The organism is Nostocoides veronense, from assembly GCF_039531185.1.
GTDB classification, from domain to species: Bacteria; Actinomycetota; Actinomycetes; order Actinomycetales; family Dermatophilaceae; genus Nostocoides_A; species Nostocoides_A veronense.
In genome coordinates this window covers 14,615-39,418 of sequence record NZ_BAAAPO010000052.1, presented here as the reverse complement: position 1 = coordinate 39,418, position 24,804 = coordinate 14,615, and the positions used below count along the sequence as shown (strand labels likewise).

Sequence of the window (24,804 nt, the reverse complement as noted above, 5' to 3'; positions counted from 1 at the left end):
ACAGGGGCATTCTCATGTTCCGACGCGCCGGATCACCACACCGCGCCAAGTCGATCGGTGGATCGAGGTTAAGGGGTACCGCATGCCGCGGCCCTAATCGAGGCAGTACTCGTGGAGAAAGGGGTCATGGCAGCAGGGTTGATGACGCAATCACGCAGCGAACGCAGCGGACTCGCCAAGCCCCGGAGCCCATCCTCGCCAAACGGACCCGTCGCAGCACAGGCGCGCAGGCCCCAGAGCACGGAGCAGTCCTAGCTGCGGGCCCCCACCCGAGGGTGGCGCAGCCCGAAGGCACGGATGGCGTCCAGGACCGGCTCGACGTCGCGGCCGGCTGGGGTCAAGTGATAGCTCACCGCGACCGGCGGCCCGGCCTCGACGATCCGCTCGACCAGGCCGTGCGCGCACAGTTCCTTCAGCCGGGCCGAGAGCACGGCATCTGTGATGCCCGGGACGGCCCGGCCGATCTCGCTGAACCGCTGGGCTCCGCCGAGCATCGCCTCGAGGACCGCGCCCGCCCAGGCCCGGCCCAGGACGGCCATCACCTCTTCGATCACGCCGCAGGTGACGCCGCTGGCGGCCGGTGTCGGGCTCATTCCTGGCCCGCCGCCGCCAGCAGCGCGGCGAAGGGGTTCACCTGCGCGAACTCATCCACCGGTGGCCGGCGCAGCGAACTGCCGGATGTCGACCCCCCGGCGGCCAGCCTCGCCAACTCCTGCGCGGCGCGAGTCACCCGGGCCGCCAGGGCGGGGGCATAGTCACCGCCGAAGTCGGCGGTCGCGGCATACACCCCGGTCGGGACCGGGAAGGCCCCGAGGTGGGCGAAGAGCGGGCGCAGCGCGTGCTCGATCACCAGCGAGTGCCGCTCGGTGCCGCCGGTGGCGGCGAGCAGGACGGGGGTGCCACGCAGTTGGTCCATCTCGATCAGGTCGACGAAGGACTTGAACAGGCCGCTGAAGGAGGCCTGGAAGGTCGGCGAGACGACGATCAGAGCGTCGGCGGCGACGACATCGGCCAGCGCCTCGCGCAACTGCCCGGCCGGGAAGCCGGTCAGCAGCGCGTCGGCGATGGCGTGCGCGTGCTCGCGAACCTCGATGTGGCGCACCTGGATCGGGGTGTCCGGGGACAATGACCCGGCGATCGCCTCGCGCGCCTCCCTGCCGATCTGGTCTGCCAGCAGCCGGGTGGAGCTGGGCACCCGCAGGCCTGCGCTGATGATGGTGATGACGAAGGGGTCCATCGCTCGTTTCCTCTCGTTGGACGACGGGCTGCTCAGGCCACCGCGGCCGGATTGCCGTCCTCGGCGCGCGTTCCGGTCCACCGGTCGCTGACCGACTCGGTCGCGGCCGCGGCGGCCCTCGGGGGCACGGCAGCCAGGCGCGCGGCGTGGGTCGGGCCGCCGGGCACGTGCGCCGGCTTCAGGGCAGCGAACTCCTTGCGCAGCACCGGCACGACCTCCTCGCCGAGCAGGTCGAGTTGCTCCAGCACCGTCTTCAGGGGCAGGCCGGCATGGTCGATTAGGAAGAGTTGTCGCTGATAGTCGCCGACATAGTCGCGGAAGGAGAGGGTGCGCTCGATCACCTGCTGCGGGCTGCCCACGGTCAGCGGGGTCTCGCGCATGAACGATTCCAGGCTGGGGCCGCCGCCATACACCGGGGCATTGTCGAAGTAGGGCCGGAACTCACGAATCGCGTCCTGGGCGTTCTTGCGCATGAAGACCTGGCCGCCGAGGCCGACGATGGCCTGGTCGGCGCTGCCGTGTCCGTAGTGCTCGAACCGGCGCCGATAGAGCTCGACCATCCGGGCGGTGTGCTCCTTGGGCCAGAAGATGTGGTTGCTGAAGAAGCCGTCCCCATAGAAGGCGGCCTGCTCGGCGATCTCCGGGCTGCGGATCGAGCCGTGCCAGACGAAGGGCGGCAGACCGTCCAGCGGCCGCGGGGTGGCGGTGAAGCCCTGCAGCGGCGCGCGGTAGCGGCCCTTCCAGGTCACCAACTCCTCGCGCCACAGCTTGTGCAGCAGCGCGTAGTTCTCGACCGCGAGGTCGAGCCCGTTGCGGATGTCCTTGCCGAACCAGGGATAGACCGGCCCGGTGTTGCCGCGCCCGAGCATCAGGTCCATCCGGCCGCCCGCCAGGTGCTGCAGGTAGGAGTAGTCCTGCGCCAGCCGAACCGGGTCGTTGGTGGTGATCAAGGTGGTGGCGGTGGAGAGGATGATCCGCTGGGTCTGCGCGGCGATCGCGGCCAGCAGCACCGGCGGATTGGCCGGGGCGGCGAAGGGCGGGTTGTGATGCTCGCCGGTCGCGAAGACGTCCAAGCCCACCTCTTCCGCCTTCTTGGCGATAGCGACGGTGGCTTTGATCCGATCGTGCTCGGTGACAGTGGCGCCGGTGACCGGGTCGGTGGTCACATCGCCGACGGTGAAAATGCCGAACTGCATGGTGCTCTCGGTGGTAGCGGTGGAAGTCGTCATGTTGCTATCAACACCATAGTGGCTCAGTTATTCCTAGGGGGTGGCGACGCGGGTCGGGCGGCCGCCCGCGGGCCAGCCGCTAGCGTTGGCGGTATGGGTGTTGCTCCGGTGGTCGCTGGTGCCTGTGAAGCCGGAGCGCTTGGCGGTGACGCGCGCCTGCCGGGCCAACTGCGGGCTGGCCTTGTTGACCGCCTGCCGTTGGATGCCCTTGAAGATGGCAATGATGATCCCGCCGAAGACCAGCAGCGCGATGAGCCCGATGAAGATCGGGACAAGCGTGACAATGGCGCTTTCGGGGAATTGAGGCTCCTGAGCGTTGCGGAGGATCGATCGGTGCCGATGATGACATGGCCCGCCGGCAGCCCCCTGGCCGACCTGTCGGCACATGCGCGACGATGACGCCATGGACCTGACTCCGACGCTAGCCGACATGACCGACCGAATTCACGCGATGCGACCCGATCCTGGCGAGCGCCTGATCATCGGCATCGTCGGAGCACCCGGGGCGGGCAAGTCGACGCTGGCGAGGGCGCTCACGGCGGCGCTGAACGATCGCGCCCCCGGCAGCGCCGTTCAGGTGCCGATGGACGGCTTCCACCTCGCCGACGTCCAGTTGGACCGGCTCGGGCTGCGGCAGGTCAAGGGCGCCCCGCCGACTTTCGACAGCGATGGGTATGCCGTGCTGCTCGAGAGATTGCGTCGCGACCGGGAGCGCCCTATCTATGGGCCGGACTTCGAGCGCGACCTCGAGCAGCCGATCGCGGGTGCGGTCGTCGTGGAGCCGAGCGTGGAAGTCGTTGTGACAGAAGGCAACTACCTTCTCCTCGGATCAGATGCCTGGCCGCGGACCCGTGCTGCCTGCCATGAGGTGTGGTTCGTCGGCGTGGACGACGACGTGCGGGTGCAACGCCTGATCGGCCGGCACGTGCAATTCGGCAAGTCGGCGCAGGACGCACAGGAGTGGGTGCTGCGCAATGACGAGGCCAACGCCCGACTCGTCATCGACAGTGCCGTCGGCGCCGACCTACAGATAACCATGCGCTGAACACCCGCGCGTGCCGTTCTTCACCCCAGCAGCGAGGCCATCTTCTTGGCGATCATGTCGGTCGCCCGCTGCGGGGCCAGCCGGGAGAGCCGGTCGAGCATCGTGGCGTCCTTGCCGATCGTGACGCGATAACCGCCCTTGGTGATGGCATCCAGGATCTGGCGGGCCGCCTCGGCGGGCTCGGTCATCGGGAAACCGCCCGCCTCGGGCGCCGCGCCCTCGGCGCCGGGCGGCCGTCGATCGGGCCCTGATCCGCCGCGATGCGCTCAAAGACGGCGTCGACCGCGGCCCGGTCGGCGACGTCCACGGGGTATGCCGTGAGCCGACCGGTTGCCGATGTTCCGGCCAGGGCCGTGGTCTCCGCGAGCGCCGCCTCGCGCAGGTCAAGCGCGGCGACGCGTGCACCGCGTGCCAAGAGCGTCAGAACCACCTCGCGACCGATGCCATTGCCGCCGCCGGTGACCACGAAAAGCTTGTTCTCGATCCGCATACCCCCATGGTGCCCCTCAGCGTGGTCGGCGCCCCATCGGGGGCGTCGGCTCAGGAGGTGGTGGGTATGTCGGCCGGTGCGACGAGCTGATGCACCTCTCCGGAGAGGCGCTGGGCGACCGCGTCGACCCCGGGAGGTATGAGGGCCGCAACCAGTTCGGGGGAAGCCACCTCTCCGGGCTCCAGCCGCCCGAGCAAGTCCCGGGCGAACTGAAGGGCCCCGGCGCGGGAGTCCACGGCATACCGGATCGCCAAGGCATCGGCGTGCTCACCATCGCCGGGCCGGCGCGTGGGGATGTTGAGCCAGACCTTGTCGGTGCTCACGGCCGGCAGGTCGCCCAGATCGTCGTCCACCGTCGCGTCATCCTCGGGCACGGTCTCGCCGGGGCGTGCTGAACGGGCGGCGAGCAGCCCGGCGATAGCGGCGGGAGTGGTTCCGGGGAGCACGAATTCGACTGGGGCACCGAACAATTCGCGGCCACCGGACTCGACGCTCTCGCGATCGACATAGTCCGACTCGGAGGCGACCACCAGGACCCGGGCGGCTGGGAAGACGCGCTGCGCCCAGAAGGGGAACTGCAGCAGTTCGGGATTCCCGATCAGGACAGCGCCGGCGCTCAGGTCGTCCTCGGGATAAACCCGCTCCACCTCGCCGGAATCGACGAGCGCCTGGATCACCGGATCGAGCGGGCTCTCGTGCTCGGCGACGTCGAGGAGGTTCTCGGTATGCAGCAGCGCCACCTCGAAGCCCGCCTCGCGCAGCCCGCCGATCCGCTCGGCGCTCGCGGCGGCGCCGGCACGGCCGGTCCGGACATCGTCGACGATGACCACATCGGCCGTGCGCGCGCGGGCCAGGCTCGGGTGGAGCGGCGCCTGCCAGCGCGTCGGGGCGGGGAAGCGGCGCGGGCCTTCGGGATCGAGATAGGGGTCGGCGCCGCCGCGGATCTCCTCGTGCCAGCGGCCGTATGCCGCGCGGTAGGCCGACCGGGCCTCGTGCCGCCAGCCGGGCGCGAACTCACCGAACGACAGGGACGTCGCCTCGTGCCGCGCCATCGTCAGCACATCGGCGCGCAGGGTCTCGATCGGCACCCCAAAGGCGGCCTCCAGGCGCAGGGCGTACTCGGTGTCGGCGGCCTTGCGTACGGTGTCGAACAGGCCGATCCGGGAGACCGCGGGGTGCATCCGGACCAGCAGCGAAGGAGCGTTGACGAGATGGCCGTGATAGCCCGGGCGTGTGATGACCAGGTCCTCGTCTGCGCGCACGCCCATCGACCGGGTGGCCATCAGGGTGGGGTCGGCGAGCAGCGGCGCGAGACCCTTTTCCAGCCGTTCCGGGTGCGCCCAGTCGTCGGAGTCCAAGCAGGTGAAAAAGTCGGCGCCGCTTTGACGAAGAGCGGTATTGCGGGCGCGATAGGTCCCGCCGTTGACCGCCTTGCGGATGACCCGGACGCGTGGGTCCATGGCCTCGGCGCGCTCCAGAACGCCCGGTGTCGGCTCGGGCGAGGCGTCGTCGACGATCAGCAACTCCCAGTTCGCCCAGGTCTGCTGAACCATCGAGTGCACGGCGGTGATCAGCCGCTCGTCGGGGTTGAAGGCGCTCATGATGACGGCCACGAGGGGGCCCCGCACCGACCCGGCCCGTTCCGGTGCGGCGCTGGTGAGCCGGTCGAACGTGGTCCGCCCGTGTGGGGCGAGAGCGATGGGTATGGTGCCCGGCTTGACCAGGGCGGCCGACAAAGCCGCGATCCATGGGCCCTCCGGGGCGCCTGGGCGCAGGTGGGGGTTGAGTGCGTCGGCCTCGGTGAGCGCGCGGTTGGCGGGCCGGACGGCCTTGAGGCGCGCGGCAGCGACGGCATCGTCGAGGCGGCCGGCGGCGAGGAGCAGTTGCGCGTGGGTCTCGGCGTCGCGCTTAGCGAGGGTTGTCCCGGACGACGTCAGCGCGTCGAAGAGGCCGAGGGCGGTCTGTTGGTCGAGGGGCGCTCCGAGCTGGCATGCCAGGACGTAGGCATAGGCCGCGAGCAGCGTCGGGTCACTGGCGGCGAGCAGGTCACGGCTGGTGACACCTCGGTCGGCGTCGGCACTCGGGATGCCGCCAGCGCCGGGGTGAGCTTCGCCCGCGTCTAGCGATCCCGCATGCGTGGCAGGTGCCGTGCCGCGGGTGGCCAGACGGGCACCGATGGCCTGCAGGTCGGCGTCACCAAACCGGCCGCGGGTGGCGCGACGGGCAAGAACTTCCCGGCCGCTGACATTGCGCCCACGCAGCAGGGCGGAAGCAAACGCTTGATCGTCGTCGGCGATCCGCTGGGCGAGCCGGTCAATGATGGCCGCGCGGGTGCGGGCCCGGGCCTGGTCAGGCTGGGCCTGGTTCGGCTGTCCTTCGCCCGGCTGCACCTGGCTCGGCTGTCCCTGGCTCATGGGAGCTGCGTCATTCGGTGCCGGGAAGGATGACGCTGATCGGGTGCGCGGCATCGCTGGCGTCCTCGACGAGCGTGACGGCGTCCCCTAGCCCGGCGCGCTCGAGGCGCTCGCGGTCGGCGCTATCGGAGGCAACAGCGCGCACCTGCAGGCCGGCGGCCAGAGCGGCCCGTGCGTGCGCGAGCGTGGCTTCGTCGAGGTGGTGCAGCAGCACCGTGCTGCCATGCGGCAGGTGGCCGAAGATGCCGTGATCGGCCGGACCGGCCGTCTTCTCGCCCAACCGTGCCGCCGCGCGTTCAAGGGCACTTTGGGCGCGGTCCAGGCGACCGACATACTGCGCCGCCAGCAGGCGCACGGTCCCGGTCACATCCGCCTGGTTCGTGCTCGGACCCGCCGTGGTGGCGACCACCGCAGGCCCACCAGGCACCCGGCCGGCGCGGTCAAAGGCCTTGCGGTGCGCGCGCAGCAGCAGATTGGTGTTCAGGACGACGACGCCGATCACGGCGAGCATGCCAGCCAGGGCGGCGACGGCCAGCCACCACCAGGACAGGGCGGCACCGAGGACGCCGAGCAGGCCGAGGCCGCCGAGCGCGGCAAGGCCCGCGAGGACGCGCTTTGACGTCATAAAAGTTCGCTCCCAGGGAGTCGGCGACGGCGGCATTAGGCTTCGGAAGTATCCCACGCACCCCCGCCGACCACGAGGAAGCAAGCCGTATGCCGCAGGCCACCGACGTGCTCGACCTCGCCGTCGCCCGCCTCGCCACCCGGCCGATGACCGATGGCGCCGTGTGGGGCCTGGGGCGGGCAGCGCTGCGCACGGCGGCCCCCAAACTGCTTGACGTCCTCGCGCTGCGCGCCAGCCACGGCGCCCTCGATGCGGATGCGCTGGCTGATCGGCTGCGCACAACCGGCCGCTGGCCATCGAGCGCGCTGCGCGAGATCCCCGCAGCCCTGGCCCTGGCGAACCAGTGGGCGGTCGGCGGTGAGGCGATCCGCGACCAGCCGCTCGCGCGCGGTGCGTATGACGATCTGTTGGCCCGCTCTGGCAAGTCGGCCTTTGAGGAAGCCGAGTGGTCGGCGCAACTGGCCGTGCAGATGGCCTGGTTCGCGGGGGACCTCGACGCGGTGCGTCGGCTCATGGACGCGCTGCCGTTGACCCGAGCCGAGGTCTCCGACCTGCGCATCGACCTTGCCAATCCGTTCGCGACGGGCGCCGCGGTCACCGACGAGTCGCTGGCTGCCTGGCTCCATCTCTTCAACGCCCGCATCCGCGATGCCAACCGCGCCCCGGTGGAACTCGACCTCTCGGCGGAGCACCCCTTCGACGGCCTGCATGCCGCGACCGGCCCCTCGGTCGACGGCCCGCTCGTGACGATCATCGTCCCGAGCTACGCCCCCGACGCCGGCCTGATCAACTCGATTCGCTCCATGGCGGCGCAGAGCTATGGCAATCTCGAGGTGCTACTCGTCGACGATGCGAGCGGGCCCGCATATGCCGACATTTATGCCGAGGCCGAGGCCCTCGATCCGCGTGTCCGCTTGGTGACCATGCCCATCAACGGCGGCAGTTATCTCGGTCGCAATGAAGCCCTGAACCAGGCCAAAGGCCGCTTCATCACGACCCAGGACGCCGACGACTGGAGCCATCCCGAGCGGATCGCCGACCAGGTCAAGCTCCTGATCGACAACCCCCTGGCCCCCGCGAGCCGCAGCGACGCCATCCGTGCCCTCGACGACCTCAGCCTGCAATGGCTCGGCAGCGAGTCGGTGCGCCGCAATGCCTCTTCCTTGATGATGCGGCGCACCACGATCGAGCAAATCGGCGTCTTCGACACGGTCCGCAAGGGCGCGGACAGCGAGTACCACGAACGCATCGAGCGCCGACTCGGCCCGACTGCCGACACCTTCACCCCGCTGGCCATCACCCGGCTGCGCGGAGGCTCCTTGTCCCGCAGCGATTTTCGGCTCCAGTGGATGTCTCCCGATCGAGTTCTCTACCGCGCCGCCTTCCGGGCCTTTCACGCGGATATGCCGCCCGGACGGGCACCGCTGCTGCCCGCCGCCCAGCTGCGGCGCCGGGCCTTCCCCGCCCCGCGGTCCTTCCGGCGTGCTCTCCCGGGCGGGGCGCCTCTGACTGACCACTTCGATGTCGTCTATCTTGCGGACCTCACGATCGAGAGCGCCCTGACCGCCAAGCGCGAGGTGCGTGACCTGCTGATTCCCGAGGGCGCGACGGTCGGCGTGATCTTCCAAGAAGACCCCACGCTGGGTCGTCCGCGCCGCCCCAACACCCTGCCGCGCGCGACGGCGCTGCCGATGTCTGGCCGGATCGAGATGGTCAGCGCATCCGATGCCGTGACCGCCGATGCCCTCGTCGTGCTCACGCCGGGCCTGCTGGAGATGCCGAGTCTCGACGTGCCCCGGCTGCGCGCCGGCCGGGTCGGCCTGCTGCTCACCGATGGCGCGCCCGGTGCGCCGGTCGACTGGCTGGCCGCGCTCGCCGGCGGCCGCGAACTCTTCGAGCAAGACCTGACGCTGTTGGCGCTGACCTCGGCGGCCGCCGGGGAGTGGAACGCCGACGCCGACCGGCCGATCCCCACCCTCACCGACTTCCTCGCCGGGGAGCCCGTATGACGATCCCCCCGCCCCCCGCCGAGCCGAACGAGACGGCCGAGCCGGTCGCCGTGCCGGATGGTCAGGTGCGCCACACCGAGGCCGCGGGGGAGATCGACGCTCCAGCCCCGTCCCCGCAGCCGGCGAAGGTCCTGCTGCTCGGCGAAGAGCCCGGCGCCATGCGGCAGGTCGCCGGCCTGTGGTCCGAACTGCATCCAGACCCCGATGCCCCAGGCCTGGTCATCGTCCACCGCGCCCAACCGAATAGCGCGTTGCCCAAGACGGCCACCCAGGTCGCGCTCGGGGCGCGTGGTTGGTTCGATGGCGAGCGGTTCAGCACGCCCAGCAAGCGTCTCGTCGATGCCCTGACCCGACATGAGACCGCCCGCGCAGCGCTCGATCAGGTCGCGACGATCGTCGCGCCGGAGGCTCTTGTCGGCTCCGTGCGATCCCAGATTGCTGGCGTCACGACGCATCCGATTGATGTCGTGAGCTGGGACGGCTTCGCGATGGCAACCCATCGTGCCTACCTGATCTCCTTGCTGGACAAGGCATCCGGACGCGGCAATCGGCCCGCCGCGAGCGCCGCCCTCATCGCGGAGGCGGTCGAGCAGCCCGACCCCGATGGCGCCATGGCCGCCGCCATCGGGCGGGCCCTGGCGAGCTTGTCGGCGCAGGGCGGCTTCCAGGAGATCGTCGACCTCGCGCCCGCCCTCGACCGGATGCCAGCGGCGGTCCGGGCACGCCATGGGATCGACGCGGCGCGGCGATCGAGCGCGATTTCCCTCGGTTCGCCGAGCGAGGCGAGCGACGCCACCGCGGCTGCCGATGCCTTCCGGGCGGCCGACGCCGCCCGCCGGGATGGCCGACTCGCGGATGCCGTTCGCCTCGTCACTGCGGGGCTGCGGCTGCTCTTCAATGGCGAACTGCATACGGACTCCGAGCACAGCCCGCTCGTGGACGACCCCGCGAAATGGCTTGCGCCGTGGCGAGATTCGGACTTCGCGCGCTATGCGTATTCCGCGATGGCCCATCGCCGGACCGAGCGTGGCGACGACTCGGAGTCGCCGGCGCGTGATCGCGTGGTCGTGCTGCGCGGTGCTTATGGCAACTTTGCTGGCCCGGTCATCGACCTGCTGCGTGCGGCCGGCGCGGAGCCTGAGGTCACCGATCCGGCGACTATCGGCTCGCTGCTGACCCGCCACAATATTGTCGAGCCGCTGGTGGCCGAGTGGCTGCGCCGAATCGACCCCGGCACCTGGGCCGACCTGCCGCGTGACGAGTCGGCCGCGACCCAGATCGCCGCGCTCGAGGCCGCCATCGACGGCGCCGGCACGATCTTTGCCGATTGGTGCGACCCGGGGGCCGTTTTCGCCAGCCTCGCCGTGCCACCTGGCACCCGACTGGTGATCCGCGTCCACCGCGTCGACGCGATGCGCGTGTGGCACCAGTTCGTCGACTGGGCCGCCGTCGACTCGGTCATCTTCGTCGCCGATCATGTGCGCGATATCTTCGCCGCCCAGATCACTGCCCCCGGTGCCGAGCCCCCGACGCCGCTGCGGGTGATCAACAATGTCATCGACGTCGAGCGCTACCGCCGCCCGAAAACCCCTGGGGCAGAACGCCGAATCGCGCTCGTCGGCTGGGGCCGTCGAGTCAAGGACCCAATCTTCGCGCTCGACATCCTCGCCGACTTGCTCGGCACTGATCCGAGCTGGGAGCTTCACCTCATCGGCCGCGACTTCGGGGAGCCGGGGCCGGGCCCCGCCCGGGAGTATGCCGCCCGCTTCCGCGCGCGCGCCACCACCGCACCGCTGCGCGACGCCATCCGCTGGGTGGGCTTCACCGGCCGGCTGGAGGAGGCTCTCGACCAATGCGGCTTCGCGCTGTCCACCTCCCGGATCGAAGGCTGGCCCGTCGGCGTCGTCGAGGCCGCCGCGTCCGGCGCGATTCCGGTGATCCGGGAGTGGACACAATTGCGTGATGCGGGTGCAGCCGCCGCGATCTATGCCGCGACCCCGGATTGGGTCATCGACACGCCCGCCGAGGCGGCCGCCCGCATCCGCTCCCTCGCCGACCGCGAGGACTGGGAGCGCGAATCCGAGCGGGTCCGTGCCGCCGCCGATGCCCTCTGCGAGGTCGGCGACACCGGGACGGCATACGCCGACGTCATCCTCGGCCGCTGACAACCTCGGCGCGTCCCGAGACGACGCCGTGCCAGACCGTCGAGTGCGGGAAACACGCCGACGCGAGTGCCCGATTTCGGGCGTGTTTCCCGAACTCGACCTCTCGATCACGCGTCGGCGAGCGCCCTCAAGACCGCGAGCGCCGCGCTCGGGTGGTCCGACGGCAGGTGGGTGACGCCCGGCAGCGCACTCCACGGCGAATCTTGTTCCGCGAGAACGACAACGGGGATGCCAGCGGCGGCATAGTCGGCGAGCTCCGGCATACCCGCCGGCGACCAGCGCGCACCCTCCGGCGGGGGCGCATCGACCACGAGGGCGACTCGCGTTCCGGCCAGCCGGGCGGCCGGGGAGGGGTCGGCGGCGATCTCGACGCGCGGCTCCAACCCGCGGCGGCGCAGCGCGGCACCGACCGGGCGCGGGTCATTGGTGCGGATCCGCAGCGGCACCTTCGCCTGCTCCTGCGGCCTGAGCATGGCGTATGCCGCGAGCACCGGTTCCAGCCGCGGCAAGCGATGGGCGTCCACCGCCACGGACAAGACCCCCGGCCCCTGGTCGTATGCCGGGAAGGCCAGCAATCCGGGTCGCTGCCAGACGACGACGGGCGGCGCGCCCGCCGGCCGGGCCGTGGCGAAGGCCGGGTGCTCGCCAAGGGCTTGAGCGGCGGCCTCCGTGCCCGCCAGCACAACATCGGCCTGAGCGATCAGCGCCAGCATCCAGTCGGCAACGAGCGGCGAGTCCGGCGCCGCGGGGAGCATCGGCAGCAGCCGGGCAGCCAACGTCGCGCCCATTTCCGCCGTCAGCCGAGCCCCATCGACGCCATGCGTCGGCAACGGATCGACATGCGCGACCCACTGCCCCGCCAGCCCGTCGGCGCGCACCGACGCGGCCAGCGCGTGGTCCGCCAAACCCATCGGCCCCGAATACACCTGATCCCACGGCCCGGAATCAGCCGCCCAGTCCGCGGCGGTCGCGAGCCCGGCCGCGGCGTACGCCTCCACCGCTCGGGCCTCGACCGGCATGGCACCCCCGCGCAGCGAGCGCGCCCGTGCGATCTGTCCGTCGATCGCGGGCCGTGGCGTCTCGCGCGGCAGACAGGCGTCGAGATCGGCGCGCAACACGTCCAGGCTCGTCGCGCCGGATCGCGTCAGCCAGGCGGCAGCGGTCGTCGCCGCCTCGTGGCGCCAGGGTGCGAACGCCCAGCAGCAGGCCAAGGTCGTGCTCATGAGGACCATTGTCCGACCTCCGCCCCGCCCCGCCCACAAGGCCCAGCCGGGTGATCTCCCATTTCTCTCCGGATGCCACAAACTTGAGGTTCGGGTGACTTTCTAGGCCACTCGAACCTCAACTTTCCGGCATCCGGAGAGAAATGGGGGACCAGGCCGACTCGGGCCCCGGCGGTGGTTTTCGGCTGTCAGACGCTCATGTCACCATGGGGACCATGTCCGTACTGCTTCCCTCAGGTTTCGCGCGCCCGGAATCCCCCCGCCGAGTGCGTCGTCTCGGGCTGGCGTCGGCGCTGGTCACCGCCCTGGCGGCCCCCGCAGTCGCGGTGGGTGCGGCGGACGCAACGGCAAGCACGAACCAGCCCGCGGCAGCCCCGGCGCAGGCCAGGGCCGCCGCCTGGACCCCGCCGACCTATGTGCGCAGCATCGGGGCGCGCGGGTCCGCTGGCTTGTATGCCTGGGGTGCGGCATACAACCCCGTCACCAATGAGGTCCTCGCGGGCGACTACCTCAATTACCAAGTCCGCCGTTATTCGACCGGCGGCTCCATGCTCGGCTCTTTCTATCGCGCCGCCTCGGACCGTCGCGGGCAGCCCGAAGGCATCGCCGTCGACCCGCGCGACGGCTCGATTTATGTCTCCGACCACTCGCGCGAGAACACCGGCTATATCGCGAAGTTCAGCTCAAGCGGTCAGTTCATTCGGGAGTACCAACTCAACACCCGCTATCAGGCGTGGATCACCGTCGACAGCGATGGCTACCTCTATGTCAGCGACAGCCACTCGTGGAATAACGCGACGAACCCGCCGCTGGTGCGCAAGTTCCGTCTCGACTCCTCCAGTTCCGACGTCACCCAGGTGGCGACCTACGGCAGCTATGGCACCGGCGAAGGCCAAATCAAGTGGATCACCGGCGTCGCTGTTGACGCGAGCACGGGCCGGGTTTGGGTCGCCGACACGGCCACCAAACGAGTCATCGTCTACAACCAGGACGGCAGCCCCTATCTGACGATCGGCTCCTCGGTCTTCACCGGCGACCTGCGCGGCGTGGCCGTCAACGCCCGGACCCGCACGGCATATGTCGTGGACGCGAACGCCGGCCAGATCGAGCGATTCAATGCCGATACCGGTGTCTCGCAAGGCAATTTCGGGTCCCTCGGCGCCGGCGCTGGCCAGTTCGGCGATGGCGCGCGGCAAATCACGATCGACGGCTCCGGCAATGTCTGGGCCGCCGACTATGGCAACACCCGGCTGCTGAAGTTCACGGCCTCCGGCACCTTCGTCGGCGCCTATCCCAGCCCGGCGCAGAATGCGCCCCAAGGTGCGCTCGCCCTCCCGCGCGATGTCGCCGTGAGCCCGATAAACCGCGGCATCTTTGTCGTGGAGCAGAACAACCACCGCGTGCAGCGCTTCAACCCCGACGGCTCGCCGAACAAGATGTGGGGCCGCCGCTCCTCGACGCCCCCGCAGGGCTTCAACTATCCCCGCGGTTTGGCCCTCCAACCGGGCAATAACCGGATCTGGATCAGCAACACCACCTCCAGCGCCGTGCGGATCGTCACCCCGACCTTCGGCATGGTCAAGGACATCAAGAACTTCAGCGAGCCGGTCGACATCGAGTTCGGCAATGGCAAGGCGTATGTCGGGGACGCCAATGGCGGCTTCGTGCGGATGCTCGATCCGGGCACCGGCGCCACCGTCGGGCAGCTCAATGTGCGCGCCTCCGGGGTCGCCGTGGACCCAGCCAGCGGCGACATCTTCGTCTCCTCCTGGTATGACGACCGGATCTACCACTACACCCCCTCCGGCGGCCAGGGCGTCCCGGCCGTCATCGGTTCCAAGGGCACCGGTCCGGGCCAGTTCAGCAATCCGTGGGATATCGACATCATCGGTGGGCTGATCTACACCACCGACTCCGACCGCAATGTCGTGGTCGTCTACGACAAGTCCGGCAATTTCGTCGGGGAGTTCGGCTCCACCGGGTCCCGGCCCGGGCAGTTCAACAATCCCTCGGGGCTGACCCACGATGGTGCAGGCAAGCTGTATGTCGCGGACGCGGGCAACGACCGGGTCCAGGTCTTCGACACCAAAGGCTTCGTCAAAGCCGACACGGCTGGCCCGGCCGTCAGCATCACGGCGCCGAAGTCCGGCGCCTCGGTCGGCTTTCCCGTGACGATCACCGGCACCGTGACGGACAACCAGCGGGTCGGCACCGTCGAAGTCGCGATCCAAGACCGCGTGTCCAAGCTGTGGTGGGACGGCCGCATCGCGACCTGGGGAAGCACCAAGCAGTGGACCCTCGCTGGCGTTAAGGGCGGCAATGTCAAGGCGGCGAACTGGTGGTTCCCGCTGATCGGCGCGACGGCGCGAGGCAGCTACTCGGTCTCGGTGCGGTCATACGACGCGGCCGGCAATCGCGGTGGCTCCGCGGCGACCATCTTCTCCACGACGGCCGGCGGGCGCACCGCGCCCTGATCCGGCCCTGGAAGCGAAAAGTCAGCTCTTCTTGGGCGAGCAGCTTGGCAGATCGGCCAGGGTGGTGAAGGCCTTGCCGAGCACCAGGTCGACGGTCTCGTCGGTGCGCTTGTCGTTGACCATCTTGGCGTCCTTGACCATCAAGCGGGCGGTGCGGGCCGCGGGTCGGCCAGTAGCGCCATAACGGATCTCGGCCGAGGCCGTGATCTTCTTGTCGAGCGGATCGTTGTCGATCTCGGCCACGGTGAAGCCGCGTTCCCGCAAGGTCGCCGCGACCTTGGCAGCGAGCCCAGCCGTGGTTGTCGCGTTGTAGACATTGATCGTCACCGTGGACGGCTTCGCGACGGGCTGCTCGGCGGTGCCGGTGATGCAATCGCCCGCCTTGACCGTCGGGCTGGTGGTGTCATCCTGGATGTAGGAATACGCCTTGTAGAAGGCCGCCCCAAGGAAGATGAGCGCAAGGAGGAGCGTCGCGGCGGCGCGGATCTGCCGGGTGCGGCGTCGTCGTCCGGCGACGATCGGAGCGGCCATGCTCTCGGAATCTCCCTTTCGGCGGTGTGCGCCCGGCGTTTGTCGGACCCACGGTTTAGATTGACAGGCGTGACTGACACACCCTCGCAGACCCCGCCTTCGGCTGCTACCTCAGGTTCGGAGCCGGCTGCTGCCTCTTATGACGCCGCATCGACCCCCGAGGTTGCCACCGGAGCGCAGTCTGCCGGACAGGGTAGCGTCGCGGCCACCGTCGATGCCCCCGCCAGCGGGGGTGCGGCGGATAACGCCTTGGCATCGGAGATCCGCGACGGCTATGCCTTCGTGGGGCCGGCCGTCGACTTCGGTGCCGCCGTCGTCGACGACCAGGTGTATGCCGATGCCCCCGTCCGCATCCCCCTTGCGGTGATGAATCGGCACGGTCTGGTCGCCGGAGCGACCGGCACCGGCAAGACCAAGACGCTGCAGTTGATGGCCGAACAGCTGTCCGGCAATGGCGTCCCGGTCTTCCTCGCCGACATCAAGGGCGACCTGTCCGGCCTGGCTACCGCGGGGACAAGCAATCCCAAGATCGAGGAGCGCTCGCGCTCGATCGGGCAAGCATGGGCCGGCACGGCCTACCCCACGGAGTTCCTTAGCCTCGGCGGCAAGGGGCAGGGCACCCCGATCCGGGCCACCATCACCGCCTTCGGACCAACCCTGCTCGCCAAGGTCTTGGGCCTGAACGAGACCCAGGAATCCAGCCTCGGCCTGGTCTTTCACTATGCCGACAAGAATGGGCTAGCCCTGCTGGACCTGAAGGATCTGCGCGCCGTCATTACCTTCCTCAACTCCGACGAAGGCAAGCCGGAGCTGAAGAATCTCGGGGGCCTCTCCAAAGCGACGGCCGGGGTCATCCTGCGCGAACTGATCGCCTTCGAGGACCAAGGTGCCGATATTTTCTTCGGCGAGCCGGAGTTCGACACCCGCGATCTGCTGCGCACTGCCGCCGACGGCAAGGGCATCATCACTTGTCTCGAATTGCCCGCCGTCCAGGACCGGCCGGCCCTCTTCTCGACCTTCCTGATGTGGATGCTCGCGGACCTCTTCCACGACCTGCCCGAGGTCGGCGACCTCGACAAGCCGAAGCTCGTCTTCTTCTTCGACGAGGCGCACCTGCTCTTCAATGACGCCTCAAAGGCCTTCCAGGAGGCGATCGAGCAGACCGTGCGGTTGATTCGGTCCAAGGGTGTCGGTGTCTTCTTCGTCACCCAGTCGCCCAAGGACGTCCCGACCGATGTCCTGGCCCAGCTGGGCAACCGCGTCCAACACGCGCTGCGCGCCTTCACCCCCGACGACGCCAAGGCCCTGAAGGCGGCAGTCTCGACCTACCCGCACACGGCATACGACCTGCAGAAGCTGCTCACCCAGCTCGGCACCGGGCAGGCGGTGATCACCGTGCTCTCCGAGAAAGGCGCGCCGACGCCGGTCGCGTGGACGATGATGCGTGCCCCACAATCGCTGATGGCACCCTCCGATCCCGCCCTGGTGCAGCAGCTCATCGCCGGCTCGCCGTTGAGCACGAAGTATGCCGAGGTGGCCGATCGCGACTCGGCTTACGAAATCCTGCAGCGCCGCCTCCAAGCCGCGCCGACCGCCGACGGGCCCCAGGACGCGCCGGCCCCCGCCGGTCCGGGCGCGCAGATCCCGGTGCCATCCGCGCCCAAACCCACCAAGGCTCGGGCGGAGAAAGAGGATCCGGGGATGGTGGAGACGGTCGTGAAGTCGAGCGCCTTTAAGTCCATGCTGCGCTCGGCCGGCACGGTCATCGGCCGGGAGATCACCCGTTCGATCTTCGGGACGGCTCGCCGGCGGCGCTGAGGCTCGCCCGCCGCAGGCGGCCGAGCTCCGTGGCTCAGCCGAGAGTCAAGGCGGCCAGGGCGATCACCGGCAGGCAGCCCAGGGTCGTCACGAGAATGGTGTCTCGGGCGAGTGCCTCGGCGCGGCCATAGCGCGTGGCGTGCGTGAAGATGTTCTGCGCCGTCGGCAGCGCGGAGGTGACGGTGACGGCGAGCAACGCATGCCCGTCCATGCCGAGCGCCCACCGGGCACAGGCATACGCGATGGCGGGCTGAACGGCGAGCTTCAGGACCGAGGTCACGGCGACCTGGGCGGGCGCTCCACCCCCGAAGGGCGGTCCGAGGCGCAGGGCCACGCCATACCCGAGGAGCATGGCCGGCACGGCGAGGCCGCCGATGAGTTCGATGGGGTCGCGCAGCAGCGGCGGCAGCGTCGTGTCCGTCGCCGACAGGGCGACGCCGGCGAGCGCGCCGAGCGTCAGCGGATTGGTCAGTGGTCGGCGCAGGATCGAGCCCCACCGGAAGGCGCCGCCGCGACGGTCGTGGTCGAGCACGGTCAGCGCCAGCGGCTGCATGATCAGCAATTGCAAGAGCAATGTGGGGGCGACGAGGGCGGCGTCCCCTAGGACATAGGCGGCGATCGGCAAGCCAAGGTTGCCGGCGTTGACATAGCTCGAAGCCAGCGCGCCGATCACCCGCTCCGAGAGGGGCAGCTGCCACCACCATCGCGAGATGACGAGGAAGGCCGTCGCGGGGACCAGAACTCCGGCCAGCGTCGCGAGCAGGTTGCGGGAGAAGAGTTCGTGGACATCGGCCGTGGACAGCACCGTGATCATCAAGGCCGGGCTACCCACCTGGAAGGCCACCTCCGCCAGCACCCGTTGGCCGGCCATGTCCAGGACGCCGAAGTGCCCGAGCGCGAAGCCGACCAGGATGACCAGGACGATCGTCGCGAAGCCCAGGAAGACACCGTCCACGGCGATCAGCGTGTCAGGTGGGGGATGTTTCCGCAGGTGGTTCCGGCTGTCGGACGAGTCCGGCACACTAGCTGCCACGGGTCCGGTCCGGCTCGTTGTGTTCCAGGGGGTATGCCTGATGTTCGTCCGGTCATCGCACCGTCCCATGGCCGCGCTCGCGGCCCTCGTCGCGGCCGCGCTTGGGTTGCTCACCCTGCCAGCGTTGGCTGCACCGGTGCCCGCGGGCCCTGGAACCTATGTGCCGCAACGGATTTACGGCGGACCATCGCAGCCCGCGCTGGCGGCCTGGGGGATCGCCTATAACCGCGTGAGCAACGAACTGCTCGTGGGGGACTACCTCTCGAGCCAGATTCGCCGGATGAGCCTGGACGGACGCATCCTCGGCGATCTGCAGAATCCGGGCAATCGCATCAGTGGTGTGGCCTCGGCGCTCGGGGTCGATCCGCGGGATGGCGCGATCTATCTCGCGGTCACCGGTGAGGGGCGCACCTCGGCCGATGTCCGCAAGTACGACAAGACCGGGCGCTATCTCTACGGCCTGGATATGCCGACCTCGACGACCTGGCTGACGGTCGACTCGGCGGGCTACCTCTGGGTGCCCTCGGCCTACAAGGGGGCCCGGCTGACCCGCTATCGCGTGGACGATGCGACGCAGCGTGCCACCGCGGTGCTCACTCTGGCCAAGGCCGGCACCGGCCCGGGGCAGTTCGGCAGTCTGACCGGCCTGGGCACCGACGCGGCGAATAACGTCTATGTCGCGGATGTCGGCAACAAGGTCGTCCATGCCTATTCCGCATCCGGCTCCTGGCGCTTCGATATGGGCAAGGGCCTGTTCAAGGGCGATATTCGCGGCGTCGCCGTGGACCCGGCATCCGGCCAGATCCATGTCGCCAACTCCGCGGCGGGCACGATCGAGGTGTTCTCGCCGACGGGCAGTCGCATTCGGAGCTATGCCAGCCTCGGAACAGGCAACGGGCAGTTCGTCGATGGTGCCCGACAGTTGACCTTCTCCGCAGCCGGGCAGATGTATGCCGCCGACTATGGCGGTCAGCGGGTCCAGCGCTTTACCGCCGCCGGCGCCTTCGTGGCGGCCTATCCCAGTCCGGCTCTGCCGATGGATCGGGCGGGCATCGCGCAGGCGCGAGCGCTTGATGTCGACCCGGTCACCGGCGATGTCGTCGTCGCGGATGCCTGGGGCCAACGGGTGCTGCGGTACGCCCCGGACGGGACTCTCCTCGACTCACACGGTCGGCGGGGGTCTACCACGCCGGACGGAATGAACTACCCCAAGGGCGTGGCGATCGATCCGAGCACCCGCAATGTGTGGATCGCGAACTTCGAGGGCGCCCCGGACCTGGTCGGCTTCGACAAGGGCTTCGACACGGTGGTGCGCCGGATCGTGACGCCACGATTCATCAACGACCTGGAGTGGAGCAATGGCTTGCTCTATGCCCTCGAGCGTCGCCCCGGCGCCTTGCATGTCTACAACCCGGCCACCGGGGCCGAAGTGCGTCGCTGGGTCTCGACCAAGGGGCTGATTCGGGGCGTTGGGGTGGATGCGGGCTCGGGCAACGTCTGGATCACCTCGGACACCAAACCTGAGGTCTATGTCGTGGCCCCGAGCGGCGCCATTGTGCGCACCGTGACCCTTGGCGGGCTGGGCTGGGATGTCGCGATCCGCGGTGACTACGCCTATGTCGCCGACACGACGGGCAACAAGATCTCGATCTTTCACCGCACGACCTATGCCGCGGCGGGCACGATCGGGGCGGCGGGAAGCCGATTTGGGCAACTCAAGATGCCCTCGGGCATCGCTTTCGACCGAGCGGGTGACCTGTTCACGGTCGAGACCGGGAATGGCCGTGTCCAGCAGTTCTCCACGCGCCAGGGCCCAGGTGCCGAAAGCACGCGCCCGGGCGTGGCGTTGACTGGTCCGGGGCTGGGGGCAGGCCAGGTGACGGCGACGGGGACGGCGCATGACGCCAGCGGCGTCGCGACCGTGTCCGTGCGAGTGAAAGATGTGGCGACGGGTCGCTACTGGAATGGCGCGCTCGGGACGTGGACCAGCACGGGCACGTGGAATGCCGCGATCCTGTGGGGTCCGAACGCCGCCTCGACCTGGCGGTATACCGTGACCAGCACATTGCCCCAACGCTCCTACAAGGTCGAGGCTCAAGCCACCGACCGTCGGGGCAATCCGTCCACCATCGCCTCCCAGACAGTGACGGTTCCCTGACGTGAATTTCCGAGCTTTTGCCGCGCCCTCGCCTGGTGACAGCCGTCGCCGCGCGGGCATGGCGGTCCTCGCGGCGGTTATAGCTGCCCTGACCTTGATTGGGGTAGCCGGCCCTGCCCCCGCAGGGGCGGCCGCAGCGGGCCCGGTGGCGTCATACGTCCCGGAACGGATCATCGCCGCCCCGTCCTTCCCGGGTGTGGCGGCGTGGGGCTTGGCTTACAACCCGGTCAGTGACGAACTGATCGTCGGGGACTATGTCTCGCGGCAGGTGCGGCGCTACACCCGAGGTGGCGTCTATCTCGGAGACCTGCGTAATGCTGGCAAGACGATCGGCGGGGTGGCCTCCGCGCTCGGCGTCGACCCGCGGGACGGGGCGATCTATGTCGCTGTCACGGGGGAGGGGCGCACCTCGCTCGATGTGCGCAAGTACGACAAGGACGGAAACTTCCTCTTCGATCTCGACATGCCCGGAGCGGCGACCTGGTTGACGGTCGACCATGACGGCAATCTGTGGGTGCCTGAGGGCTTTTCGGGGTCCGTGGTGCGCAAGTTCACCGTCGATGACGCGACCAAGTCGGCTACCTTGCAGGTGCTCATCACCGAGGCCAAGCCCGGCGTGCCGATGAAGGTGCTGACCGGGGCGGCAGCCGATGCGCAGGGCAATATTTATGTCGCCGATGTCGGCAATAAGGTCATTCACTCCTGGACCAGCACCGGTCAGTGGCGCTTCGACATCGGTCCGGCGCCGATCAAGGGCGACTTGCGCGGCGTCGCCGTCGACGACGAATTGGGTCGGATCTATCTGTCCGATGCCGTTTTCGGCGGCATCCGCTATTTCGACATGAATGGCGTTTATCAGGGCGCGATCTCGGGCCTCGGCATGAACGACGGGGAGTTCACCGATGGCGCGCGGCAGCTCGCGGTCGGCCCGGATCATCACGTCTTTGGTGCCGACTATGGCTCCTTCCGAGTGCAGGAGTTCCTGCCGGATGGCACCTTCGTCAAGCTGTTCCCCGACCCCGGGATGCGTCCCGACCCGGCCGGCATTTCGCAGGCTCGCGGTCTGGATGTCGACCCGGTCACGGGTGATGTGCTGACTGTCGACGCCTTCGGTCAACGGGCGAATCGGTACTCCGCTCAGGGCGAGTTGCTCGGTCAGTACGGGCGGCGCGGGTCTTCACCGCCCGAGGGGATGAACTACCCCAAGGCCCTCGTCGTGAACCCGACGACCCGCGATATTTGGATCTCGTCCTTCGAGGGACCGCCGGGCGTTGTCGGCTATTCCGCCGATTTCTCGACCGTCCTCGGGCGGCCAAATATCCCGCGCTGGGTGGGGGATCTGGAGTTCTCTGGCGGCAAGCTCTACGCCCTGGAGCGCCGCCCCGGCGCGGTGCGCGTCATCAATCCATCGACGCTCGCCGTCGAGCGGACGTGGACCTCGCCCTACGGCCTGCTGCACGGCCTTGCCGTCGATCCCGCGAACGGCAATATGTGGATCACCCACGATTCCAAGCCCCTGCTGTATGTCGTCTCCCCGGCGGGCAAGACCCTCAAGACCCTCACTTTGCCGGGCGTCGGCTGGGGCGTGGCGATCAAGGGCGACGAGGTCGCGGTGTCCAACACCACCACCGGCTATATCGACCTGCTCAGCCGGACGACATATGCCGTGACGGGCAAGCTCGGCCTCGGCAATGGCTTCACCTTCGGCAAGCTGAAAACCCCGTCCGGGCTGCAGTTCGGCCCCGACGGCAAGTTGTATGTCGTGGAGCAGGTCTCCTCGCGGGTCACCGTCTTCGGTCCCGGCCCGTCGCCCGCGGCCGAGACCGTCCGGCCGCAGGTCTCGGTTGCGGCCGGCGACCCCGTCACCGGCGGGCAGATCGTGCTGACCGGCACCGCCACGGATGCCTCTGGCATCGCGTTCGTCGAGGCGCGCGTGCGTGACCTGACGACCGGCCGCTACTACGACGGCCGAGCCGCGACTTATGTCACCGCCTCGACCTGGTCCGCCGGCGTCGTGTGGGGAGACCTGACGGCGGCGTCCTGGCGCTACACCGTGCCCGCCACCTTGCCGAGCCGTTCGTATGCCGTGTCGATCCGCGCCATCGACCGGCACGGCAATGTCTCGCTGCTGGCAAACCGGACGATCGCCGTTCCCTAGATCCGTCTGAGAACGGCGGGAGCCCTGGTCCTGCGGTCCAGACCAGCTCCCCCAGTTGGGGCGTCAGTGCTGAGTATTGGTCAAGGTGGCGGCGAGGGCGTCGAGGACTGAGGCGTCTTCGATCGTTCCGGGGATTGTCGGCACCTTGCCATCGGCGATCTCGCGCATGGTCTTGCGCAAGATCTTGCCGGACCGGGTCTTCGGCAGGGCGGCGACGATGTCGACCTGCTTCAGCGAGGCCACCGCACCGACCTCGTCGCGGACCCGCTGCACGAGTTCCTTGACGATGCGCTCGCCGTCGGAGGTGGCGTCATACCCACCCTTGAGGACGACCAAGCCGCGGGGGATTTGGCCCTTGAAGTCGTCCGCGACGCCGATGACGGCGCACTCGGCGACGGCCGGGTGGCCCGCCAGTGCGGCCTCGATGGAGCCGGTGGAGAGGCGGTGGCCGGCGACGTTGAGAACGTCATCGGTGCGTCCCATGACGAAGACATAGCCGTCCTCGTCGATCAGGCCGCCATCGCCGGTGAGGTAGTAGCCGTCGAAGACCGAGAGGTAGCCCGAGACATAGCGCTCGTCGTCCTGCCAGAGAGTCGGCAAGGTGCCGGGCGGCAGCGGAAGCTTGATCGCGATGGCGCCCTCCTGGCCCGCCGGGAGTGGGGTGCCGTACTCGTCGAGGATCTGCACGTCATACCCGGGCACCCGCACGGACGGGGAGCCCGGCTTGATCGGCATGGGGTCGAGACCGCGCAGGTTTGCGGCGATCGGCCAGCCGGTCTCGGTCTGCCACCAGTTGTCGACGACTGCGCAGTCGAGCAGATTGTCGGCCCAGTGGTAGGTATCGGGGTCGAGCCGCTCGCCGGCGAGGAAGAGATTGCGCATCGTCGAAATGTCTTGCCCGGCAAGAAGTTTGCCGTCGGGGTCTTCGCGTTTGATGGCGCGGTATGCCGTGGGTGCGGTGAACATCGCCACCGCGCCGTAGTCGCTGATGATCCGCCAAAAGGCACTGGCGTCGGGGGTGCCGACGGGCTTGCCTTCGTACATGACCGTCGTGGCCCCGGTCAGCAGTGGCGCATAGACGATGTAGGAGTGGCCGACGACCCAGCCGACATCGGAGGCGGTGAACCACACCTCGCCGGGCTGGACGTCATAGATATTCGCCATCGACCAGCGCAGCGCAACCGCGTGTCCGCCGTTGTCGCGGACGATGCCCTTGGGGCGGCCGGTCGTGCCGGAGGTGTAGAGGATGTAGAGCGGGTCGGTGGCGGCGACTTCGACGCAATCGGTCGGCTCGGCATCGGCCATCACCTCATCCCAGGTCATCTCCTCCCAGTCGGTGTCGCGCTGGCCGACCTCGGCTTCGAGCTGCGGTCGCTGCAGGACGATGACGGATTCGGGCTTGTGCTCGCTGCGGTCGAGACCGCCGTCGAGCATCGGCTTGTAGGCGATCGTCCGGCTCGGCTCGATGCCGCAGCTCGCGCTGACGACGACCTTGGGCGTGGCGTCCTCGATCCGCGCCGACAGCTCGGCCGGGGCGAAGCCGCCGAAGACCACGGAGTGGATCGCGCCGAGGCGCGCACAGGCCAGCATGGCGATCATCGCCTCGGGGACCATCGGCATATAGATGAGCACCCGGTCGCCCTTCTCGACCCCGAGTCCGGCGAGCGCACCGGCGAAGCGGGCGACCTGGTCGAGCAACTCGGCATAGGTGAGCGAGGTCTTCGTATCGGTCACGGGGGAGTGGTAATAGACCGCGACCTGCTCGCCGCGGCCGTCGCGCACGTGCCGGTCGAGCGCGTTGAAGCAGGTGTTGAGCGTGCCGCCGGTGAACCAGCGGTAGAACGGCGGGTTGCTGTCGTCCAGCACCGTCGTCGGCGGCGTGATCCACTCGATCGCCGACGCCGCCTCGCCCCAGAAGGCGTTCGGATCGCTGATGCTCTGCTCGTATGCCGCTGCGTAAGCTCCGGTGCTCATGCCGCCATCGTTGCGCCCCGCCTCGTGCCGCGCCACTGAGGTCAAGGTGACCTAGATCAGCGGGCGGTATGCCGCGCCGAGCGGCCCCGCCCCGACCGCCCGCCGCGCTCGAGGCTGACTCACACGTTCGGCCCTAACCCGCCGTTGTGTCGCTGACTCCCACATCCGGCTGGGGGACCTACGACCAAATGCACGACTGCTGACCGAATGGGGGAGTCAGA

19 protein-coding genes are annotated in these 24,804 nt (G+C 69.1%); 7 read left to right on the top strand and 12 right to left on the bottom strand.

Annotation, left to right across the window (positions count from 1 at the left end; genetic code table 11):
- Positions 1–251: 251 nt before the first annotated feature.
- The 4 genes from ABD225_RS16445 to ABD225_RS16430 all read right to left on the bottom strand — a co-directional run bounded on the left by ABD225_RS16445 (position 252) and on the right by ABD225_RS16430 (position 2,853).
- Entirely contained in the window at positions 252–593 is a 342-nt protein-coding gene (locus tag ABD225_RS16445; RefSeq protein WP_344088013.1) for a winged helix-turn-helix transcriptional regulator, read from the bottom strand.
- The gene (locus ABD225_RS16440) at positions 590–1,237 is read right to left on the bottom strand and encodes a CE1759 family FMN reductase (RefSeq protein ID WP_344088010.1); all 648 of its coding nucleotides are present in this window, start codon (positions 1,235–1,237) and stop codon (positions 590–592) included. The genes ABD225_RS16445 and ABD225_RS16440 overlap by 4 nt, the downstream gene beginning before the upstream one ends.
- Before the next feature lie 32 nt (positions 1,238–1,269).
- Positions 1,270–2,433: an LLM class flavin-dependent oxidoreductase gene (locus ABD225_RS16435; protein WP_344088023.1), complete on the bottom strand. Its 1,164-nt coding sequence runs from the start codon at positions 2,431–2,433 to the stop codon at positions 1,270–1,272.
- A gap of 66 nt (positions 2,434–2,499) precedes the next feature.
- Positions 2,500–2,853 carry a DUF2500 domain-containing protein gene (locus ABD225_RS16430; RefSeq protein ID WP_344088007.1) on the bottom strand — a complete coding sequence of 118 codons (354 nt, stop codon included), beginning with the start codon at positions 2,851–2,853 and terminating at the stop codon, positions 2,500–2,502.
- A 16-nt stretch (positions 2,854–2,869) separates the two neighbouring features.
- Between ABD225_RS16430 and ABD225_RS16425 the strand changes: the two genes are divergently transcribed.
- Entirely contained in the window at positions 2,870–3,511 is a 642-nt protein-coding gene (locus tag ABD225_RS16425) for a nucleoside/nucleotide kinase family protein (protein WP_344088004.1), read from the top strand.
- A 20-nt stretch (positions 3,512–3,531) separates the two neighbouring features.
- Here ABD225_RS16425 and ABD225_RS16420 read toward each other — a convergent pair whose 3' ends face one another.
- Genes ABD225_RS16420 through ABD225_RS16405 form a run of 4 tightly spaced genes read right to left on the bottom strand, consistent with a single transcriptional unit; the run spans position 3,532 to position 7,040 of the window.
- Positions 3,532–3,699, bottom strand: coding sequence for a hypothetical protein (locus tag ABD225_RS16420; protein ID WP_344088000.1), 168 nt, complete (start codon positions 3,697–3,699; stop codon positions 3,532–3,534).
- Complete coding sequence (locus ABD225_RS16415) at positions 3,696–4,001, bottom strand: SDR family NAD(P)-dependent oxidoreductase (RefSeq protein WP_344087997.1); 306 nt, start codon at positions 3,999–4,001, stop codon at positions 3,696–3,698. The genes ABD225_RS16420 and ABD225_RS16415 overlap by 4 nt, the downstream gene beginning before the upstream one ends.
- A 50-nt stretch (positions 4,002–4,051) precedes the next feature.
- Positions 4,052–6,415, bottom strand: a complete 2,364-nt coding sequence (locus tag ABD225_RS16410) for a glycosyltransferase (RefSeq protein WP_344087994.1) — start codon at positions 6,413–6,415, stop codon at positions 4,052–4,054.
- Between the two features lie 10 nt (positions 6,416–6,425).
- Positions 6,426–7,040, bottom strand: coding sequence for a hypothetical protein (locus tag ABD225_RS16405; protein ID WP_344087991.1), 615 nt, complete (start codon positions 7,038–7,040; stop codon positions 6,426–6,428).
- A gap of 89 nt (positions 7,041–7,129) precedes the next feature.
- Between ABD225_RS16405 and ABD225_RS16400 the strand changes: the two genes are divergently transcribed.
- Both ABD225_RS16400 and ABD225_RS16395 read left to right on the top strand, forming a co-directional pair.
- Positions 7,130–9,049, top strand: a complete 1,920-nt coding sequence (locus ABD225_RS16400) for a glycosyltransferase (protein WP_344087988.1) — start codon at positions 7,130–7,132, stop codon at positions 9,047–9,049.
- Entirely contained in the window at positions 9,046–11,214 is a 2,169-nt protein-coding gene (locus tag ABD225_RS16395) for a glycosyltransferase (protein WP_344087985.1), read from the top strand. The genes ABD225_RS16400 and ABD225_RS16395 overlap by 4 nt, the downstream gene beginning before the upstream one ends.
- A gap of 107 nt (positions 11,215–11,321) precedes the next feature.
- Here ABD225_RS16395 and ABD225_RS16390 read toward each other — a convergent pair whose 3' ends face one another.
- On the bottom strand, positions 11,322–12,437 hold the full coding sequence (locus ABD225_RS16390) for a hypothetical protein (RefSeq protein WP_344087982.1): 1,116 nt from the start codon (positions 12,435–12,437) through the stop codon (positions 11,322–11,324).
- Positions 12,438–12,652: 215 nt separating this feature from the next.
- On the opposite strand from ABD225_RS16390, the gene ABD225_RS16385 reads away from it, so the two are divergent.
- Complete coding sequence (locus ABD225_RS16385) at positions 12,653–14,911, top strand: NHL repeat-containing protein (protein ID WP_344087979.1); 2,259 nt, start codon at positions 12,653–12,655, stop codon at positions 14,909–14,911.
- Positions 14,912–14,932: 21 nt separating this feature from the next.
- Here the strand turns inward: ABD225_RS16385 and ABD225_RS16380 are convergent, their stop codons facing one another.
- A complete protein-coding gene (locus tag ABD225_RS16380; protein ID WP_344087976.1) occupies positions 14,933–15,442 on the bottom strand; it encodes a LytR C-terminal domain-containing protein in 510 nt (169 codons plus the stop codon).
- Positions 15,443–15,511: 69 nt separating this feature from the next.
- Here ABD225_RS16380 and ABD225_RS16375 point away from each other — a divergent pair, with 69 nt between their 5' ends.
- Positions 15,512–17,260 carry a helicase HerA-like domain-containing protein gene (locus tag ABD225_RS16375; protein ID WP_425564472.1) on the top strand — a complete coding sequence of 583 codons (1,749 nt, stop codon included), beginning with the start codon at positions 15,512–15,514 and terminating at the stop codon, positions 17,258–17,260.
- 34 nt (positions 17,261–17,294) lie between these two features.
- Here ABD225_RS16375 and ABD225_RS16370 read toward each other — a convergent pair whose 3' ends face one another.
- Positions 17,295–18,215: an AEC family transporter gene (locus ABD225_RS16370; protein WP_344087973.1), complete on the bottom strand. Its 921-nt coding sequence runs from the start codon at positions 18,213–18,215 to the stop codon at positions 17,295–17,297.
- 145 nt (positions 18,216–18,360) lie between these two features.
- On the opposite strand from ABD225_RS16370, the gene ABD225_RS16365 reads away from it, so the two are divergent.
- Positions 18,361–20,451, top strand: coding sequence for a hypothetical protein (locus ABD225_RS16365; RefSeq protein ID WP_344087970.1), 2,091 nt, complete (start codon positions 18,361–18,363; stop codon positions 20,449–20,451).
- A gap of 1 nt (position 20,452) precedes the next feature.
- Complete coding sequence (locus tag ABD225_RS16360) at positions 20,453–22,609, top strand: hypothetical protein (protein ID WP_344087967.1); 2,157 nt, start codon at positions 20,453–20,455, stop codon at positions 22,607–22,609.
- 63 nt (positions 22,610–22,672) lie between these two features.
- Here the strand turns inward: ABD225_RS16360 and ABD225_RS16355 are convergent, their stop codons facing one another.
- Positions 22,673–24,583, bottom strand: coding sequence for a propionyl-CoA synthetase (locus ABD225_RS16355; RefSeq protein ID WP_344087964.1), 1,911 nt, complete (start codon positions 24,581–24,583; stop codon positions 22,673–22,675).
- Positions 24,584–24,804 lie beyond the last annotated feature (221 nt).